At 69.0% G+C, this 17,926-nt stretch carries 21 protein-coding genes; 15 read left to right on the forward strand and 6 right to left on the reverse strand.

Annotated elements, in window-relative coordinates:
• The first annotated feature begins 5 nt into the window (after positions 1 to 5).
• Together EV648_RS19330 and EV648_RS19335 are read left to right on the forward strand one after the other, a co-directional pair.
• Positions 6 to 728: an SDR family NAD(P)-dependent oxidoreductase gene (locus EV648_RS19330; RefSeq protein ID WP_241995372.1), complete on the forward strand. Its 723-nt coding sequence runs from the start codon at positions 6 to 8 to the stop codon at positions 726 to 728.
• Positions 729 to 763: 35 nt separating this feature from the next.
• On the forward strand, positions 764 to 1,972 hold the full coding sequence (locus EV648_RS19335; protein ID WP_132293333.1) for an MFS transporter: 1,209 nt from the start codon (positions 764 to 766) through the stop codon (positions 1,970 to 1,972).
• Here the strand turns inward: EV648_RS19335 and EV648_RS19340 are convergent.
• The 4 genes from EV648_RS19340 to EV648_RS19355 all read right to left on the reverse strand — a co-directional run bounded on the left by EV648_RS19340 (position 1,941) and on the right by EV648_RS19355 (position 4,369).
• On the reverse strand, positions 1,941 to 2,474 hold the full coding sequence (locus EV648_RS19340; protein ID WP_132293336.1) for an NUDIX domain-containing protein: 534 nt from the start codon (positions 2,472 to 2,474) through the stop codon (positions 1,941 to 1,943). The genes EV648_RS19335 and EV648_RS19340 overlap by 32 nt on opposite strands.
• A gap of 37 nt (positions 2,475 to 2,511) precedes the next feature.
• Entirely contained in the window at positions 2,512 to 2,922 is a 411-nt protein-coding gene (locus tag EV648_RS19345; protein WP_132293339.1) for a hypothetical protein, read from the reverse strand.
• A 102-nt stretch (positions 2,923 to 3,024) separates the two neighbouring features.
• Positions 3,025 to 3,828, reverse strand: coding sequence for a deoxyribonuclease IV (locus EV648_RS19350; protein WP_132293342.1), 804 nt, complete (start codon positions 3,826 to 3,828; stop codon positions 3,025 to 3,027).
• A 43-nt stretch (positions 3,829 to 3,871) separates the two neighbouring features.
• Positions 3,872 to 4,369, reverse strand: a complete 498-nt coding sequence (locus EV648_RS19355; protein ID WP_132191775.1) for an Lrp/AsnC family transcriptional regulator — start codon at positions 4,367 to 4,369, stop codon at positions 3,872 to 3,874.
• A gap of 94 nt (positions 4,370 to 4,463) precedes the next feature.
• On the opposite strand from EV648_RS19355, the gene EV648_RS19360 reads away from it, so the two are divergent.
• The 6 genes from EV648_RS19360 to rplI all read left to right on the forward strand — a co-directional run bounded on the left by EV648_RS19360 (position 4,464) and on the right by rplI (position 8,413).
• Entirely contained in the window at positions 4,464 to 5,657 is a 1,194-nt protein-coding gene (locus EV648_RS19360) for an MFS transporter (protein ID WP_132293345.1), read from the forward strand.
• A gap of 26 nt (positions 5,658 to 5,683) precedes the next feature.
• Positions 5,684 to 6,490 carry a DUF4241 domain-containing protein gene (locus EV648_RS19365; RefSeq protein ID WP_132293348.1) on the forward strand — a complete coding sequence of 269 codons (807 nt, stop codon included), beginning with the start codon at positions 5,684 to 5,686 and terminating at the stop codon, positions 6,488 to 6,490.
• 198 nt (positions 6,491 to 6,688) lie between these two features.
• The gene (gene rpsF / locus EV648_RS19370; protein WP_132191772.1) at positions 6,689 to 6,979 is read left to right on the forward strand and encodes a 30S ribosomal protein S6; all 291 of its coding nucleotides are present in this window, start codon (positions 6,689 to 6,691) and stop codon (positions 6,977 to 6,979) included.
• Between the two features lie 90 nt (positions 6,980 to 7,069).
• Entirely contained in the window at positions 7,070 to 7,645 is a 576-nt protein-coding gene (locus EV648_RS19375; RefSeq protein ID WP_132293351.1) for a single-stranded DNA-binding protein, read from the forward strand.
• Between the two features lie 73 nt (positions 7,646 to 7,718).
• Entirely contained in the window at positions 7,719 to 7,952 is a 234-nt protein-coding gene (rpsR, locus tag EV648_RS19380; protein WP_012924539.1) for a 30S ribosomal protein S18, read from the forward strand.
• A gap of 14 nt (positions 7,953 to 7,966) precedes the next feature.
• Entirely contained in the window at positions 7,967 to 8,413 is a 447-nt protein-coding gene (rplI, locus tag EV648_RS19385) for a 50S ribosomal protein L9 (protein WP_132293354.1), read from the forward strand.
• A gap of 119 nt (positions 8,414 to 8,532) precedes the next feature.
• Here rplI and EV648_RS19390 read toward each other — a convergent pair whose 3' ends face one another.
• Together EV648_RS19390 and EV648_RS19395 are read right to left on the reverse strand one after the other, a co-directional pair.
• A complete protein-coding gene (locus EV648_RS19390) occupies positions 8,533 to 8,817 on the reverse strand; it encodes a hypothetical protein (protein WP_132293357.1) in 285 nt (94 codons plus the stop codon).
• Positions 8,818 to 8,823: 6 nt separating this feature from the next.
• On the reverse strand, positions 8,824 to 10,230 hold the full coding sequence (locus EV648_RS19395) for a hypothetical protein (protein WP_199234700.1): 1,407 nt from the start codon (positions 10,228 to 10,230) through the stop codon (positions 8,824 to 8,826).
• A gap of 246 nt (positions 10,231 to 10,476) precedes the next feature.
• On the opposite strand from EV648_RS19395, the gene EV648_RS19400 reads away from it, so the two are divergent.
• Genes EV648_RS19400 through EV648_RS19430 form a run of 7 tightly spaced genes read left to right on the forward strand, consistent with a single transcriptional unit; the run spans position 10,477 to position 17,809 of the window.
• Positions 10,477 to 11,112, forward strand: coding sequence for a DUF6668 family protein (locus EV648_RS19400; RefSeq protein ID WP_132293362.1), 636 nt, complete (start codon positions 10,477 to 10,479; stop codon positions 11,110 to 11,112).
• 15 nt (positions 11,113 to 11,127) lie between these two features.
• Positions 11,128 to 11,394, forward strand: coding sequence for a TrbC/VirB2 family protein (locus tag EV648_RS19405; RefSeq protein WP_132293364.1), 267 nt, complete (start codon positions 11,128 to 11,130; stop codon positions 11,392 to 11,394).
• Positions 11,395 to 11,444: 50 nt separating this feature from the next.
• Complete coding sequence (locus EV648_RS19410; RefSeq protein WP_132293367.1) at positions 11,445 to 12,290, forward strand: hypothetical protein; 846 nt, start codon at positions 11,445 to 11,447, stop codon at positions 12,288 to 12,290.
• Positions 12,290 to 13,162 carry a hypothetical protein gene (locus tag EV648_RS19415; RefSeq protein WP_132293370.1) on the forward strand — a complete coding sequence of 291 codons (873 nt, stop codon included), beginning with the start codon at positions 12,290 to 12,292 and terminating at the stop codon, positions 13,160 to 13,162. The genes EV648_RS19410 and EV648_RS19415 overlap by 1 nt, the downstream gene beginning before the upstream one ends.
• 1 nt (position 13,163) lies before the next feature.
• Complete coding sequence (locus EV648_RS19420; protein WP_132293373.1) at positions 13,164 to 14,687, forward strand: hypothetical protein; 1,524 nt, start codon at positions 13,164 to 13,166, stop codon at positions 14,685 to 14,687.
• Positions 14,662 to 16,182, forward strand: coding sequence for an SCO6880 family protein (locus EV648_RS19425; protein ID WP_241995374.1), 1,521 nt, complete (start codon positions 14,662 to 14,664; stop codon positions 16,180 to 16,182). The genes EV648_RS19420 and EV648_RS19425 overlap by 26 nt, the downstream gene beginning before the upstream one ends.
• Positions 16,183 to 16,198: 16 nt before the next feature.
• Positions 16,199 to 17,809, forward strand: a complete 1,611-nt coding sequence (locus tag EV648_RS19430; RefSeq protein ID WP_132293377.1) for an ATP/GTP-binding protein — start codon at positions 16,199 to 16,201, stop codon at positions 17,807 to 17,809.
• The last annotated feature ends 117 nt before the right edge of the window (positions 17,810 to 17,926 follow it).

The raw sequence follows: 17,926 nt of genomic DNA on the forward strand, positions 1-17,926 counted from the left end.
TGTCGGTGCAGACACGTGCGGTGGCGTTGGTGACAGGGTCGACTTCGGGGATCGGTGAAGCGACGGCGAGGCGGCTCGCCGCCGACGGAATGACGGTGGTGGTGCACTCCCGGAGCAGCCGCGACACCGGCCTCGCACTGGCCGCCGAGCTCGGTGGAACCTACCTGCAGGCCGACCTCGCGAACGACGACGAAGCCGCCGGGCTCGTGCCGCAGGTGATCGCCGCGCACGGGCGGCTCGACGTACTGGTGAACAACGCGGGGATCAGTTGGCCGGTGCCGCACGCCGACCTGGAGGCGTTGACCGCGGCCGACTGGCGCCGGCTGCTCGACGTCAACCTGATCGCCCCTTGGTTGCTCTGTACTGCGGCGCTGCCCGCGCTGCGCGAGTCGGGTGGCTCCATCGTCAACGTGACCAGCCATGCCGGGGTCCGGCCGAAGGGAAGCTCCATCGCGTACGCCGCGAGCAAGGCCGCGCTGAACCACGTGACCAAGTTGCTCGCGGCCGCGCTCGGACCCGAAGTGCGGGTGAACGCGGTCGCGCCCGGGCTGGTCGACACGGCGATGACGGCCTCGTGGACCGACGCGCAGGAGTTGTGGAGAACCGCGAGCCCGATGCGGCGTGCGGCGCAGCCTTCGGATGTGGCGGACCTGATCGCCTCGATCCTCGCGAACAGGTATCTGACGGGTGAGGTGATCCTGCTCGACGGCGGGCTCAACCTACGCTGACGGGTTATGTCGGTGGCCGGTTCTACGATCGGCCGATGCCCTTGGGTCAGGACTTCCGCCGGTTGTGGACAGCATTCACCGTCAGCGCGGCAGGGAGTGCGATCGGGTTCGGAGCGCTGCCGTTGGTCGCGGTGCTCGTGCTCGATGTGACCACGTTCCAGGTGTCGATGCTGGCCGCGCTGTCGGCGCTGGCGGGCGCCGCGATCGCGTTGCCTGCGGGCGATTTCATCGAGCAGCGCTACAAGCGGCCGGTGATGATCGCGGCCGACCTGGTCAGGTTCGGATCTCTGCTGAGCGTGCCGCTCGCGGCGGCGATCGGCCTGATGACCTATGTGCAGTTGTGCGTGGTCGGCGTCCTGCAGGCTGCGGCCCTGATCGTGTTCACCGCTGCGAGCGGAGCGCACCTCAAGGCGCTGGTCTCCGCGGAGAACCGAGCCGAGGCGAACAGCAAGTTCGAGCAGACGACGTGGATGACGCTGAGCATCGGACCACCGATCGGCGGCGCGCTGGTCGGCCTGGTCGGAGCGACCGTGACGCTGGGGATCGACGCGGTCTCGTTCCTGTTCTCGGCGCTCGGCATCCGGCGGATCGGGCAGCCGGAACCGCGTCCGGCCGAGCGCACCGAAAAGCCCGACATCACCGCCGGCTGGCGCTACATCTGGCGGCACCGCGGGCTCAGGGCGCTGTTCTGGAACTCGCAACTGTTCGGCGGCCCGGTGATGATGACGTCGCCGCTGCTCACCGTCTTCATGCTTCGCGACCTCGGCCTGGCCCCTTGGCAGTACGGGCTCTTCCTGGGGCTGCCGTGCCTGGGTGGCGTCCTCGGCGCTCGGCTGGCCCCTCGGCTGACCCGCCGGTACGGGCTGCATCGCATGCTGCTCGTCTTCGGCGTACTGCGGACGCCGTGGCTGCTGTTGTTCCCGCTTGCTCCACCCGGCTGGGGCGGGTTCGCCCTGCTGGCGATCGCCGACACCGGGCTGCTGGTCGCGGCCGGCGCCTTCAACCCGTCGTTCGCCACCTACCGGATGGACGTGACCGAGGACCGGTTCATGGCGCGGGTCCTCACCTCGTGGTCGATCACCTCGCGGTCCGTGCAGCCGGCCTTCATGGCGGCCGGCGGTGTGCTGGCCGGTCTCACCAGTCTGCGGACCACTTTCTTGATCGCCGGCATGGGCTGCCTGGCCAGCGCCTTCGTACTGCCGTGGCGGTCGGCTAAACCAGTCCCATTGCCTGAGCCAGTCTGACCACGTTGCCCATCACGCCGTCCGGGTGCTCATCGAGGTAGGCGATCGCCGCGTCCGGCGGCAGCACCAGTACTTCGGTCACCTGCTCGCCGTCCGGCGGGTTGGTCGGGGCGTCCTCGATCACGACGTCCGCGACCACGTTGATCCAGCACGAGACCGGGTGCGGCAGATGCGGCCGATAGGGCTCGGGGCGACGGTGGTCCGCGCGGTGCGCGCCGATCCAGGTCAGCGGGCCGGTGATCCGGGCGCCGGCCTCCTCGAGCAGTTCGCGCCGGGCGGTCTCGTGGATCAGCTCGTCCGGCTCTCTGGTCCCGCCGGGTAGGAACCGCCAGCCGAGGTCGTTGGCGCACACGACGACGCCACCCTCGGTCCGGCCGACCACGTGGACGTTGCTGACCAACTCGTCCGGCGGCTGCTCGGTGGTGAACCTGACGTCGAGCTCGCCCCACTCCCAGAAGGCCGGCGCGAAGAGCTCCGGAAACTGCTCCACCCAGGTCTGCATCCGGACATTCTCCCCTGCAGACCAGGCGCCGCTCCGCTCAGGCGGGAGTGTTGGGTGCCGTGGGCCGGAGGTTGTGGAGCCAGTAGGTGATGCCCCAGGGAAGGAGCAGAGCCAGACCGCCGGTGTTGCGGGCGGGGATGAGGATGTCGGCGCCCACGGCGATCACCAGGCACAGTGCCGAGAGCTGGAAGAGGGTGAGCTTGCCGAGGGCTTGTTGGTTCAGGCTCAGCCGGCCGGAGGCGCAGCCGGCGTACAGGACCGTCAGGCTCAGGATCGCGAGTGCGGACAGGGCGACGCCGACCCAGGCGAGTGCGGTGTACCGGTCGGCGGTGCGGATCACGTCGGAGACGAGGAACACGCCGACCAGCACCGTCAGTCCCGCGCTGGTCCAGAGGAGTCGCGTGGCGGTGCGCTGGGCCCGCTCAGGGGAAGGTTCGGCCGCTGCCATGCGCCGGACGCTACCGCAGTACTCCACGCCAGGCCGCCACCACTACCGCACTACCCCGTCCGGGGCGGCACTACCGCAGTAACCCGTCCCGGGGCGCCGGGCTTACTTCAGGTGGGCTCGCAGGTAGTCGATGTCCGCCTTCTGGCCGTGATCGCCGTTCGGCGTCTCCACCACCACCGGCGCGCCCGCGGCCTTCACCACGGCGACGATCTCGGCGGGGTCGATCTCGCCCTCCTCGAAGTTGCTGTGCCGGTCGGCCCCGGAGCCGAAGGCGTCGCGCGACCCGTTGGCGTGCACCAGGTCGATCCGGCCGGTGATCGCGGTGACCTTCTCCACGATCGTCGACAGCTCCTCGCCGCCGGCGTGGAAGTGGCAGGTGTCGAGGCAGAACCCGACGCGGTCGAGGTTCTCGTTGCCCGAGTCCTGCACCGCCTCCCACAACCGCGCGATCCGGTCCAGCTGCCGCGCCATCGCGTTGTCGCCACCAGCGGTGTTCTCGATCAGCAGCGGCACCGGGAGCTCCGCGCGTTCGATGCACTTGCGCCAGTTGTCGAACCCGGTCTCCGGGTCGTCACCCTTGCCCACATGTCCGCCGTGCACGATGACGCCCCTGACGCCGACCTCGGCCGCCTTGTCGAGCGTCTGCTGCAGCAGTTTGCGGCTGGGGATCCGGATGCGGTTGTTCAGCGTCGCCACGTTGAGCACGTACGGCGCGTGCACGTACAGGTCGATGCCCTCGGCTTCCGCCCGCACCCGCAACGCCTCGGCGCCGTCGGAGTACGAGACCTTCGGCCCCTTCCACCCCTGCGGGTCACCGAGGAAGAACTGGACCAGGTCGGCGCCTCGGTCGGCCGCCTCGGCCAGCGGGTCGTCCTGATCGACGTGCGCACCTAGTTTCAAGCTCATGCCGCCACCTTATGGCCGCCCACCGACAGTCCCGCAACCCGTGTCAGGACCAGCCTTGTGAGCGTGTCACCGGGCGGGCGTCGGGCACTGGTGGCTGGACTGGGCGGCCTTCGAATTCGGTGGACAGGACGACGTGGGTGTTCATCTCGCCGTGCTCGCCGAGTCGCTCGAACAGGCCCTCCAGGTGCCGCATCGAGGCGACCCGGACGCGGAGCATCGAGCACGAGTTGCCACTGAGCTTGTGGATCTCCAGCACCTCCGGGAAGTCCTCCGAGCGGGTCGTCTTCAGCAGGCACCGTCCGGTCGTGCACCGCATCTGGACGAACGCCGACAGCGGCTGTCCCGCCCGGGCCGGATCCACCTGCGCCTTGTACCCGGCGATCACGCCCGCCTCCTCGAGCCGTCGCACCCGATCGGCCACGGCCGGTGGCGACAGGTTCACCCGCTTGCCGAGCTGGTTGAACGACAGCCGTCCGTCGGCCTGCAGTTCACCGAGAATCTGCCAGTCGGTGGCGTCCAGGTTTCGTTCCTGAAAGGTCATCTCCCCAGAACACCTTTGGTATCGCTACTCCGCAAGCCCTGACGCCTTACTTCAGGCATTCAACGGGAGCAGCGGCCTTCCTAGCGTTGAAGTCATGCTGATTCCCGTCGTTCTCGCCGCCGCCCTGATGAACGCCGCGATGGTCGCCGCCAGCGCGGTCAGCACCATCCTGATCGCCGACGAACTCTCCCCGGCCCTGGCCGGTCTGCCCAACACCGCAGGCGTCCTCGGTACTGCGGCCGGCGCCGTAGCCGTCGGCCGGTGGAGTGCCCGGCTCGGCCGCGCACAAGCACTTCGCACCGGCTACGCCATCGCAGTAGCCGGCGGAGCCCTCACAGTGCTGGCAGCGGTCGGTGCACCGGTCATTTCGCTCTTCCTCGGCATGCTCCTGCTCGGCGCCGGCAACGCAGCCAGCCTCCTGTCGCGGTACGCCGCCGGTGAGTCCGTCGACCCGTCCAGACGAGCCGCCGCGATGGGCACAGTCGTCTGGGCCAGTACTGCGGGTGCGGTGGGCGGGCCGTTCCTCCTGGAGCCGGCCCAGGCGTTTGCGGTCTCCCTGGGACTCCCACCCCTCGCCGGCCCCTTCCTCCTTGCCATAGCAGCCGCCTTCTCAGCCCTGCTGGCTGCTAGCCGCATCCAGCCCGTCCACGCCGCCCCTGCAACTCCGAATGCTGTGGAACTCGACGACGCGCAGCGCGAGCCGGCGGCACGCAGTACGACGATCTTCGTGGCGGCGGGCGTGATGCTCGTCGGTCATCTGGTGATGGTGGCTCTGATGACCTCGGTGCCGGTCCACGCTCACCACCACGGGCAGGGGTTGAGCATGCTCGGGCTGATGTTGTCGGCGCACACCTTCGGCATGTTCGCGTTGGCTCCGGTCACCGGCTGGTGGATCGACAGGTCCGGCCCGCGTCCGGTGATGCTCGCGGGACTCGCCACCGTCGCAGTGTCCGCACTCGTCATCGCAGGACCGAGCGGCATGACCTTCACCCCGGCACTGTTCGTGCTCGGCTACGGCTGGAACCTCTGCTACCTAGGAGGCAGCGCGCTCCTCACGACCGCGGGCGCGAACTCCCCAGCCGCCCGAGCGAAGTTGGAGAGCAAGGTGGAAGCCTGGGTGTGGGCGGTCGCCGCACTGGCCACTGCCGCTTCCACCTGGCTCTTCGCGGCCGGCGGCTTCGCTCTCCTGGCCGCGTGCTCGGTCACTCTCGCCTTGGCGCTCCTCCTCGTGGTGGCCCTCCGCCGCGACACTCCGGTCGAGCAGAAGTCCCTCGAACCCTCCTGCTGATCGCTTGGACTGACTAGCCTTGCGCGATGCCGACTCCAGAGAATTTCCACGCTCTGCGCCCAGGACCCGTTCTGGTCGATGGGCAGACCTGGGCGCTGAGCATCCACGATCTCGGCCTGCTGCAGGTGCCGAGTGGTCGTCTGGAGGCGAGTGACCCGTTCGTGAATCTCGGCGGAGGACTGGTCGTTGACGTTCCGCCAGGGGCGTACCCGGTCCGGGTCACCGTCGCGGACGTGTCCGACGAGCAGGACGGCAGCCACCTTCGCGAGGCGTACCTCAGCGTCGTACTGGCCGAGGGCGAGGCGGCCGCCGTGGAAGCAGCGCGGCAGTCCGGTGACGACCTGCCGGACGGGGAGTACTGGGTGGTGCCGGTGGACGCGGGCACGGTCGCGTTCGCCGATGCCCGGGCCGTCGGGACCGCGATGCCGGCCGGCGACTGGTACGAGGACGTGTTCGACAACGACCAGAGCGACAGTTGGTTCGCCTTGATGGACTCGGCGGAGCACCTCCGCGGCGGATGCGCGAACATCGTCATGCCGCTGGCGAAGGCCGGCGAGAACGTGGTCCTGTCCCACTCTGGCTGGGGCGACGGCGCGTACCCTGTACTGCGAACCCTGGACGCGACCGGCCGTCCGTTGGCCATCCACATCGATCTCCTGGTCGTGGGAGCCGACGATGAGGACGAGGCCGATCCGGCTGAGGACGCTCCGGTTTCGCACGCGGACGCATCGGCTCCGGCCACCGCGCCAGCGGGTGCGGGCTCAGGACCGCCTCCGGCTGGGAGCGAGGACCGGCGGCCGGGGTTGCTGGGGAGACTGTTGGGGCGGAAGTGACGGGGGAGCCGTCCAGCAGACCTGTGGATAGTGGTCAAGAGCACGTCCGGCCGCTGGTATTCTGTTTGTGTTGCCCGGTCCTTCGACCGGGCTCCTTGCTTGACGCCGACGGCGATTGTCGGCGTGGAGCAGACCGCATCGCCCTCCTGCCACGGAAAGACCGTGGCCGCCTGAGTCCGAAGGAGGTGGAGTTCGCGCATGCGTCGTTATGAAGTCATGGTGATCCTCGACCCGGAGACCGAAGAGCGCACCGTCGAGCCCTCGCTCGACCAGTACCTGAACATCGTCCGCAAGGAAGGTGGAACGGTCGAGAAGCTCGACATCTGGGGTCGTCGCAAGCTGGCCTATGACGTGAAGAAGAAGGCCGAGGGCATTTACGCCATCATCGACCTGACCGCCGAGCCGGCAGTGGTGAAGGAGCTCGACCGTCAGCTCACGCTGAACGAGTCGATCCTCCGCACCAAGGTCATCCGGCCGGACCAGCACTGATCCCTGGGGTCGTCAGCAGCTTCAGTGTCGGTGCCGACCGTTACTGATTAGCTGTAGACACAGCCACACCCGATAGCAGGAGGAACGGCAATGGCAGGCGAAACCGTCGTGACACTGGTCGGCAATCTTGTCGACGACCCTGAACTCCGGTTCACCCCGTCCGGTGCGGCCGTCGCGAACTTCCGCGTCGCGTCGACCCCGCGGACGTACGACCGGCAGTCAGGTGAATGGAAGGACGGCGAGTCGCTGTTCCTGAGTTGTTCCGTCTGGCGGCAGGCCGCGGAGAACGTGGCCGAGTCGCTGCAGCGCGGCATGCGCGTGATCGTGCAGGGCCGGCTCAAGTCCCGCTCGTACGACGACCGTGAGGGCAACAAGCGCACGGTCTTCGAGATCGACGTGGACGAGGTCGGTCCCAGCCTGCGCAGCGCCACCGCCAAGGTGACCCGGGCGACGCGCTCGGGCCCCGGCGGCGACGGTGGCGGCGGCTTCGGTGGTGGCGGTGGCAACCAGGGTGGTGGTGGCTTCGGTGGCGGCCAGGGTGGCGCCCCGCAGAACGACCCCTGGGCGACCCCGCAGGGTAGCGGCGGTGGCGGCCAGGCCGCGCCGCAGAACGACCCCTGGGCAGGTCAGGGTGGCGGCGGCTCGATGGAAGAGCCTCCGTTCTGATCTGAGCAGGACAACAATCCGAGTGACCATTCCGGCACCAGCCGGGCTTTCGTAGTAGGAAGAGAGCACCACAATGGCCAAGATCATTCGGAAGCCGAAGAAGAAGGTCTGCGGCTTCTGCAAGGACAAGGCAACGTACGTCGATTACAAGGACACCGCGCTGCTGCGCAAGTTCATCTCCGACCGCGGCAAGATCCGCGCGCGCCGGGTGACGGGCAACTGCGTGCAGCACCAGCGCGACGTGGCCACCGCTATCAAGAACGCTCGCGAGGTGGCTCTGCTGCCTTACACGAGCACCGCTCGCTGAGGGAGGTCTGAGACATGAAGCTCATCCTGGCGCAGGAGGTCGAGGGCCTCGGAGCCCCCGGCGACATCGTCGAGGTCAAGGACGGCTACGGCCGCAACTACCTCGTCCCGCGTGGTCTGGCCATCGGCTGGACCCGTGGCGCAGAGAAGCAGATCCAGTCGATCAAGCGGGCGCGTGACGCCCGGGCGATCCAGGGCAAGGAGCACGCGAGCGAGGTCAAGAACCAGCTCGAGCAGCTCGGCGTCAAGCTGGACGTGAAGGCCGGCGAGACCGGTCGCCTGTTCGGCTCGGTCACCCCGGCGGACATCGCCGGCGCGATCAAGTCGTCCGGCGGTCCGCTGGTGGAGAAGCGGTCGATCTCGATCGGCTCGCCGATCAAGACCACCGGCAAGCACCAGGTGTCGGTCCAGCTCCACCCGGAGGTGGCGGCCACCGTCCGCCTCGAGGTCGTAGCCGTCTGACGGCACCCTCACCCGAACACCGAACGGCCCGCTCTCCCCGGAGAGCGGGCCGTTTCGTTCGTCCGTTCGTTGCCGCTGGCCCCTAGGGGATACCGCCATCTGCAAGCCGTTGCCGTCGGCTACTGCTGCTGAGGGCCCGGCCAGGAAAGCACCGTGGGGTCGGAGGCCTCACCCTCCGGGGGCTTCGCGACTGTCGGCGGGTTCGTCGGCCGCGGGTCCGACACCGTGCTGTTGGAGTCGGCCGGCTCGGCGACCGAGGGCCAACCGGAAGGCGCCGGGTCGTCGTCCAGCCCGGTGGCCACCGCCGCGATCGGTGTCAGGACCAGCGCGCCGGCAGCAGCGATAGCCGCCGTCCACCGGGCCACCCGCGCCCGGCGTACGCGGAGTGCGTTCGAGATCTTCATCGCGTGCTACTTCTTGTCCAGGGCGTACAGAACCGAGGCGTGGACGACGATGGCGTGGTTGCCGACGATGCCCCACGGCCTGGCGGTCGGCGCGGCCAGAGTGTTCGCGCGGCCGCCCGGCACGATCGTGGCCGGCTTGCCGTCGAGGGTGCCGTAGATCGTCGTCTGGGTGACCGACTGCGGCGAGAAGTCCGGTAGCAGGTTCGTCTTGCGGCTGGTGAAGTTGATCATGCACTCACCCCAGGCGGCGACCTTGCCGCCTTGGTCGGGCAGCCACTTCCAGTCGTCCGGCTGCTGCGCCGGCACCTTCGGGCAGGTCGCGACCACCGAGCCGTCCGCGGTCGAGCTCACCGTCGGGATCACGTCGGTCGACTTCGCGACGTTCCAGATCACCAGTGCGCGCCCGGGGCTGGCCATCGCGATGTGGTTGATGCCGCTGGCACCGGCCGGCGGCTTGAGCGGCAGTACGACCAGGTCCTTGCCGGTCTGGCTCCAGTACAGCGGGCCCGCATACCTTGCCAGCAAGGTCTTGTCGCCCTCGGCCAGCAGGATGGTCGACAGCCGCGGCTGGTTCTGCACCGGGTGCAGATCCTTGCCACTGACAACACTCGCACCCGCGTCGCCGTCGTTCAGCAGCACCAGCGGGGACGTCCCGAAGAACTGCACCCGCGCGGCGTCCGGCAGTTCCACCTCGGTCGACTCGATGCCGTCACCGGGCCAGTAGAGCAACGATTTCGGCGTGGTCACCGCCAGCACCGGCTTGGAGTCGATGGTGGTGTAGACCGGATTGTCCGCGTTCTTCGGCACCTTGTCCTGCCAGAGCACCTTGCCGGCGCTGTCGAACACGGCGATCTTGTTGTCTTGCGTCAGTACCGCGACCTCGCTGCCGTCCGGGGACACCGCCGGAGTCGAGTCCTCGGCGATGTCGACGGTCCAGGCCGCGTTCGTCGACCAGCCGGGCGGCGCCGGCCGGGCCACGAACTGGTCGGGCACGACCTTCGGCGCGGGCAGTTCGGGCAGCTTGTTGGCCGCCGGGGGATTCGGATCCTTGGGGCTGTTGTCGCGCGGCATCAGCAGGTAGAAGGCGGTGCCGCCGACGAGCACGATGGCCAGGCCGGCGGCGGCGATGATCGGCCAGATCGGCTTGTCCGACTTGGGTGCGGCCTCGATCGCCTCGACCCGGCCGTCGGGGTGGATGACCAGCGGCCAGGAGGCGCCGTCGAACTCGACCGCGGTCGCCTTCACCGGGCGGCCGAGCTGACCCGCGCGCTCGGCCACGAGGGCGATCGCGGCCTGGCGTGGATCGTGGTGGTTCACCGGGTGACTGCGCCCGGCGATCTTCACCTCGGCGTTGTGGTCGTCGTACAGCCGGATCGTGACCTTGGGCCACGAAGGGATGCCCTTCTCAGCCATGGTCACCCCTCATCCCCGCCACAGCTCTCCCTCGGTCATCGGGTTGTCGGCCTCTCGTTCTAGCATGTCGTCCGCCCGGAGACATGCTGCCGCCCGAAGGCATACCACTCTGCGAGCCGGCCGGCTCGTCTGACCCCGACAAGGGGGTAGAAACATCCTCGCCTGTGGATGGGTCACATCAGCACACCCGGGAAGCGAGAGAATACTGTGGGCGACAGCCCGTGACACGCCGCGAGAGGAGGGGCCATGACGCAACCGCAGAACCCGTGGACTCGGCAGCAACAGTCGGGACAAGGGTCATCTCAACTGCCTCCCGGCCCCGTGCCGCCGCAGGTCGACATGACCCCGCGGGGCCCTTCCGCGCCTCAGCACGGAGTGCCCGCACCGGCCGAGGACCAGCGGCTGCCGAAGTTTGCCATCCCCGCGGCCGACACGCTCTGGTGGGTCGGGGTGCACGGTGGCGCCGGCGAGACGACGATGTCGCTGCTGCTGCCGGGGACCCGCGCGGCCGGTCATCGCTGGCCGATCCCACCGCCGCCCGTGCCGACGCCCGTAGTACTGGTGGCCAGGACGCACGGGTCGGGGCTGCGGGCTGCGCAGCGGGCCGCGATCGAGTGGGCCTCGGGTGTGGTCCAGGGGGTCGCGGTGCTGGGGTTGGTACTGATCGCGGACGCTCCGGGCCGATTGCCCCGAGTGTTGGACGACTTCGCCGACATCGTCGGCGGTGGGGTGCCCAGGGTCTGGGACATCCCGTGGATCGAGGAGTGGCGAAGGGGGGAGGATCCCACGCCAGAGAACACCCCTGACGAGGTTTTCGAAGTTCTTGAATCCATCTACGCTCTTCGCGCGTCAAACCCCGCGGACTACCCCGCCCCATACTGAAAGGCCTCATCGCTCATGTTGGCAAAGTTCATTCCCCTGCTGGTCCCGCTCGAGCCGCTGCCGGACGGCGTGCAGAGCAAGGTCGACACGGTGGTCAGCTGGGTCACCACGATCTCGATCTCGATCTGCATCCTCGGTGTCATCATCGCGGGCGCGATGATGGCGATCGGTCAGCGTCGCGGTGAAGGTGGCGAGCACGCTGCCCGCCTCGGCTGGGTGCTGGCCGGCTGCATCGTCATCGGTACCGCCTCCGGGTTCGTCAAAGCGCTGGTCGGCAATTGATCCGGCCCCGCACCTCCGCCCCGCTCGGTCCTGACGAAAGCTGATCCCTGGTGGCCTGGTTCAGTGGTCGCGACTCCTCCGACGACGACGCCGGCGACACGGAATCCACCTCTCCCTGGGAGAGCACCGGATTCGTCGCGTCGGCGATCGTCATCGGCGCCGTGGTCGTCTGTCTGGTGGTCTGGTTGCTCCTGGGCGGCCGTGGCGGGGGCACGCCCTCGACGCAGCCGACAGCCACGCCGAGCGTGGTCGAGCCGACCGACGAGACCACTGACGAGCCCACTGAACCTCCTGCCACTCCGGGGGAGCCGACCGCGACCGCGACTCCGCCGCCGCTCAACAACGGCCGTGGTGGCTGCAAAAGCAAGTCGCCGGACCAGAGCATCCCCCGGGTCGCCCCGGCATCGGTGAGCTGGCAGTTCGAGACCAACATGCTGATCCCCCTGCAGGAGCAGGGCGGCCCGGCCGCGACGTACACCAACGGTGTGCGCTACTGCTTCGCCCACTCACCGACCGGCGCCGTGCTGGCCGCGATGGTGACCTTGGGCCAGATCCGCAACCCTCACCTGACCGAGGCCGTACTGCGGACCCGGATCGCGCCGGGCGCCGGACTCACCCGGGCGCTCCGCGAGGTCAGGTCGACACCGACGCCCCGCGGCGAGGGCGACGCCTCGCAGTTCACCGGGTTCAAGGTGATCGACTACGAGCCGACCAAGGCCATCATCTCGATCGCGGTGCAGATCGACCCGCAGAGCGTGGCCGCCCTGCCGATGACGCTGCGCTGGCTGAAGGGCGACTGGAAGGTCGTGCTGCAGCCCGACGGCAGCTTCAACGGTGACGTGGCGCCGGACGTGCTGCAGTCGCTGCAGGGCTATGTCCGGTTCGGGGGCGCGTGATGATCTCGCTCGGTTGCTCCTGGAAGCCCTGGGACTGGGACGACTGCGTCCACAAGTACCTGGGCGAGGCGCTGAACGGCGTCATCGGCAGCCTCTTCAAGTTCGTCTTCGACGCGATCAAATCGGTCGTGGTGGCAGCCGTCAAGGCGATCATGGAGACCGTCGGCACGCTCTGGATCGACATCGACACCCCGAACGTCGCGAACAACAACGCCGTCACCTTCATCCAGCACTACACGCTCTGGATCCTGGTCATCGCCGCCACCATCTCGGTGATCATCGCCGGCATCCGGATGGCCGTCTCCCAGCGCGGTGAGCCGGTCCGCGACATCCTCCGGAGCCTGCTCACCATGGTGGTCGTGTCGGGCATGGGCGTCGCCTTCGCCGCGACCCTGATCGAGATCGCGGACTGGTTCTCCCAGGAGATCATCGACGCCGCCCTGGACGGTTCCTCGTTCTCCGAACGGGTCGGCAACCAGTTGGTCGATCCGCTGGAGACCGACGGCCTCGGCCTGATGCTGGTCATCGTGATCGGCATCCTGCTGGTGATCACGTCGATCGTCCAGCTCGTCTTGATGGTGATCCGCTACGGCATGCTGATCCTGCTGGTCGGCATCCTGCCGCTGACCGCGTCCGCGACGAACACCGAGGTCGGGATGACCTGGTTCAAGCGGGCCGTGTCCTGGCTGGCCGGATTCATCCTCTACAAACCGGTTGCCGCGCTCATCTATGCCACCGCGATCAAGTTGATCGGCGTCCCCCGGGGCGCGGACGGCGTGACGATCTCCGTCCTCACGGGCGTGACGATGATGGTGCTGGCCGTCGTCGCCCTGCCCGCCATCCTCCGATTCGTCTCACCGAAGGCGGGCTGACATGAACCCGTTGCTCTGCGACGACGGCTGGCTCGAGTGCATCAAGGACTTCCTGCTCGATGCCCTGACCCCTGCAGTTGAGGCGCTGATCAAGTTGATCTTCGATCCCATTCTCACCGCGTTGGCCGAAGCCGTCGGCGCCATGATGGCCGCGATCGGCACGTTCTGGGTCTTCGTCCCGACGCAGGCGGTCGGCAGCGCGACGACCGGCGCGCCGGCCGCGAACTCGGTCGCCTGGATCTGGCAGCACACCCAGTGGATCGCCGTCTTCGCGGCGACCATCGGCGTGATCGTGGCCGGCGCCCAGATGGCCTGGTCGCACCGCGGCGACAACCTTCGTGACCTGCTCCGCTCGCTGCTCACGCTGGCGGTCGCCTCGACGATGGCGATCGCGGTCACCCAGGTGCTGATCGAGGTCGGCGACGAGTTCTCCCGCTGCGTCGTGCTGACCGGCCTGGACCGGACTCCCGGTGCGGGGTTCACCTGCAACGCGGGCGAAGTCGACCCGAGCGGTTTCGGCGCCGCGATGCTGGTCCTGCTGGGTCTGTCCGCGACCGGCGGTGCCGGCATCGGCCTGATGATCACCATCGGCATCATCACGCTGCTCGCGTCGATGCTCCAGGTCGTCTTGATGGTGGTCCGGACCGCGATGCTGATCCTGCTGCTGGGCGTGCTGCCGATCGCGGCGGCGGCCACCCACACCGAGATGGGCAAGGCCTGGTTCAAGCGAATAATCTCCTGGCTGGTCGCCTTCATCCTCTACAAACCGGTGGCCGCCCTGATCTACGGCACCGCGCTCAAGCTGACCGGTGCCGCCTTCGGCGAGGGCAAGCAGGAGGGCCCGCTGTCCTTCAACAGCGACCAGATCATGAACTCGATCACCGGCGTGACGATGCTGGTGCTCGCCCTCTTCGCGTTGCCGGCCCTGATGCGGTTCGTCACGCCGATGGTCGCCGCCACCGCGGGTTCGGCCGGAGCGGGTGCGCTCGCGGCGAAGATGGTCGGGGCGGACCAGATCGCCGACAAGGTGTCGAAATCCGCCGACAGCGAGAGTGACGGGCCGAGCGGTGCCCGCAACGTCGGCCGAGGCAGCAAGTCGTCCTCCCAGAGTTCCAGCCCGAGCGGCTCGCAGAACTCCAGTCCCCAGCCCAGCGGCGGTGGTAGCGGAGGCGGCGGCGGTGGTGGTGGCGGCGGCGCCAGTGGAGCCGGCGGTGGTGCCAGTGGTGGTGCGGGCGGCGGCGCGGCCGGTGGTGCTGCAGGCGGTGGCGGTGCGGCAGCCGGTGGTGGTGCCGCGGCCGGCGGCGGCGCGGCAGCCGGCGGTGGTGCGGCGGCTGGTGGTGGTGCGGCGGCCGGTGGCGCGGCGGCAGGAGCGGGTGCTGCGGCCGGACCGGTCGGCATCGCGGTCGTGGCGACAGCCATGGCGGTCAAGAAGGGCGTCGACATGACCAAGGAAGCGGCTCAGGCCGGCGCCGCCGAGACGATCGACAACGACTCGATGGATGAGGGACCAAGTGGCAGCGGCTGACGGCGTACGAAGCGCCCCCAGGACCTACGGCAACTGGCGGGCGCCCGCCAGCGCAGGCATCGCCGGTCTGGGCACGCTCGGCACCGGGATCATGATGGGCGGCCTGGTGGTGACCATGATCGCCACCCTGGCGGCCGGTCTGCCGGGCGCGCTGATCTCCCTGCTGATCGTCGGCGCGATCCTGCTGTTGCTGATGACCAAGGACAAGCACGGGCACTCCACCCTGCAGAGGCTCTCGACGCGAATTGGATGGCAGCGAGCAAAGATGGCCAAGCACAACATCTACCGGTCCGGTCCGCTCGGACGTACGGCGTGGGGCAAGTTCCAGCTGCCCGGGCTCGCCGCGGCCTCGCAGCTGAGCGAGTTCAAGGACTCGTACGGCCGACCGTTCGCGCTGCTCTACTACCCGAGCACCCGGCACTTCACCGTCATCATCAACGCGGAACCGGACGGCGCCTCGCTGGTCGACGAGGACCAGGTGGACGTCTGGGTGGCGCACTGGGGTCAGTGGCTCGCCTCCCTCGGTCACGAGCCGGGCATCATCGCTGCCTCGGTGACGGTGGAGTCCGCGCCGGACACCGGCATCCGGCTCCGCCGTGAGGTCACCCACAACATGCAGGACGACACGCCGGCGATCGCCCGGGCGATGCTGTCCGAGGTGATCCAGACCTACCCCGAGGGCTCGGCGCTGGTGTCGGCCCGAGTGGCTCTGACGTTCAAAGGCACCGACCGCAACGGCAAGCGCCGCAAGGAAGAGGACATGGGCCGCGAGCTCGCGTCCCGCCTCCCGGCCCTCACCCAGAGCCTGAACTCCACCGGCGCGGGTGCCGCCCGCCCGGTCACCGCGCAGGAGCTCTGCGAGACCGTGCGGATCGCCTACGACCCGGCGGCCGCAGTACTGATCGATGAGGCTCGGAGCCAGGGCATGTCGCCCGAGCTGCAGTGGACCGATGCCGGACCGGCCGCTGCCCAGGCGTTCTGGGACAAGTACCGGCACGACAGCGCGTGGTCCATCACCTGGCAGATGACCCAGGCGCCGCGTGGTGAGGTCTTCTCCTCGGTGCTGTCCCAGCTGGTCGGTCCGCACCCGGACATCGACCGCAAGCGCGTCACCCTGCTCTACCGGCCGCTGGACGCGGCCACCGCGGCCCGGATGGTGGAGGCCGACAAGCGCAACGCCTCGTTCCGCGCGACCGCTTCCGCTCGTCCGTCGGCCCGCTCGATGGCCGAGGCGCGGGCCGCGGACCGTACTGCGCAGGAGGAGGCTCGCGGTGCGGGTCTGGTCAACTTCGGCATGGTGGTCACCGGCACGGTCATGACGGCCGAGCAACTCCCCGACATGGTCGCCGCGATCGACAACCTGGGCGCCACCGCCCGGGTGCTGCTCCGGCCGGCCTACGGGTCTCAGGACTCCGCCTTCGTCGCCGGGTTGCCGCTCGGCATCGTCGTGCAGAGCCACCTGTCCGTCCCGGCCGGTCTCCGGGAAGCCCTGTGAACCGTCGGGAGGCTCTGTGAGCAAGAAGAACAAGCCGGTCGACCCACTGCGCGGTGGCAAGCGCCCGATGCCCCGCGGCTGGCCCGGGATGGGCGGCGGCTACTCCACATACCTGCAGGCCCCGGCCGAGTGGCGCGGTACGACGGTGCAGGTGTGCGGCATGTGGCCGTTCGCCGCGGGCACCGGCAGCCCGATGGTCGGCGTACCGATCGGCCGCAACATCCTGTCCGGCGCGACCATGTGCTGCGACCCGATCAGCTGGTTCATGCGGGCCAAGCTGATCTCGAACCCGTCGATGTTCGTGCTCGGCAAGCCGGGTCTGGGCAAGTCGACGATCACCCGGCGGATGGCGCTCGGCCTCGCGGGGTACGGGATCCAGCCGCTCGTGCTCGGCGACCTCAAGCCCGACTACAAGGACCTGATCCTGGCCCTCGGCGGCCAGGTGATCGAGCTCGGCCGCGGTCGTGGCCACCTGAACGTGCTGGACCCGGGCGAGTCCCGGAGGGCGGCGTTGCGGCTGACCGGCAGCGCCCGGCAGGCGATCCAGGCGGACGCGCACGGCCGTCGCCAGACGATGGTGTCCGCGCTGATCTCGATCATGCGCTCGGCGCCGCCGTCGGACCGCGAGGAGACCATCATCGACGAGGCCCTCAAGGTGCTCGACGAGCGCCACGAGGGCACGCCGGTACTGCGGGACCTGCTGAAGGTGGTCCAGGAGGCGCCGGACCGGGTCCGCAACGTCGCCCTGGACCGCGGCAGCATGGACCGCTATCGCCAGGTCACCGAAGGGCTCGAGGCCTCGCTGATCGGTCTGGTCGGTGGTGGACGACTCGGCGAGATCTTCTCCGAGCAGACCGACCACCCCATGGCGATGGACCGGCCGGTCGTCTTCGACGTGTCCAACATCGACGACTCCGAGACCAACCTGCAGGCCGCGGTGCTGCTGGCCTGCTGGTCCTACGGGTTCGGCGCGGTCGCGGTCGCGCAGGCGCTCGCGGATGCGGGCCTGGAGCCACGACGGCACTACTTCGTCATCCTCGACGAGCTCTGGCGGGTACTGCGGGCCGGTCGCGGCCTGGTCGACCGGGTCGACGCGCTGACCCGGCTGAACCGTCAGCGTGGTGTCGGGATGGCGATGATCTCGCACACCATGTCCGACCTGCTGGCCCTGGAGCACCCCGAGGACCGGATGAAGGCGAAGGGTTTCGTCGAGCGGTCCGGCATGGTCATCTGCGGCGGTCTGCCGCGGGCCGAGATGGAGAACCTGACCGCGGTGGTGCCGCTGTCCGACGAGGAGCAGAACATGCTCATCGGCTGGCAGGACCCGCCCGCCTGGGACCCCGCGACGGGAGAGGAGGCCGCGCCCCCCGGGCGAGGCAACTTCCTGGTCAAGGTCGGTGGCCGCCCGGGCATCCCGGTGCACGTCGGCCTGACCTCGGTCGAGCGCGAGATCAACGACACCAACAAGCTGTGGAAGACCGGCGAAGACGGCCGTCCGCTGAAGGTCGAGATCACCGAGGATGGCACCGAGGAGGTCGTCGAGGAGTACACCTTCGACGACCCCACCAAACTGCCACCACCGGACCCGAGCACCCGGGTAGTAGCGAGAACGGGAGTTGAGGAGTGAGTGCCCTCCGTCCGAACTCCGCACACTGTCTCCGGCGCCCAGGCGGGCGCCTCACGGCGTTGTCGAAAGCGAACGATGGAAAAGCATCGCCCGCTTCCTCCGCCTTGCGATCCACCC

It is taken from the genome of Kribbella sp. VKM Ac-2568 (genome assembly GCF_004345365.1).
In the GTDB taxonomy this organism is placed as follows: Bacteria; Actinomycetota; Actinomycetes; order Propionibacteriales; family Kribbellaceae; genus Kribbella; species Kribbella orskensis.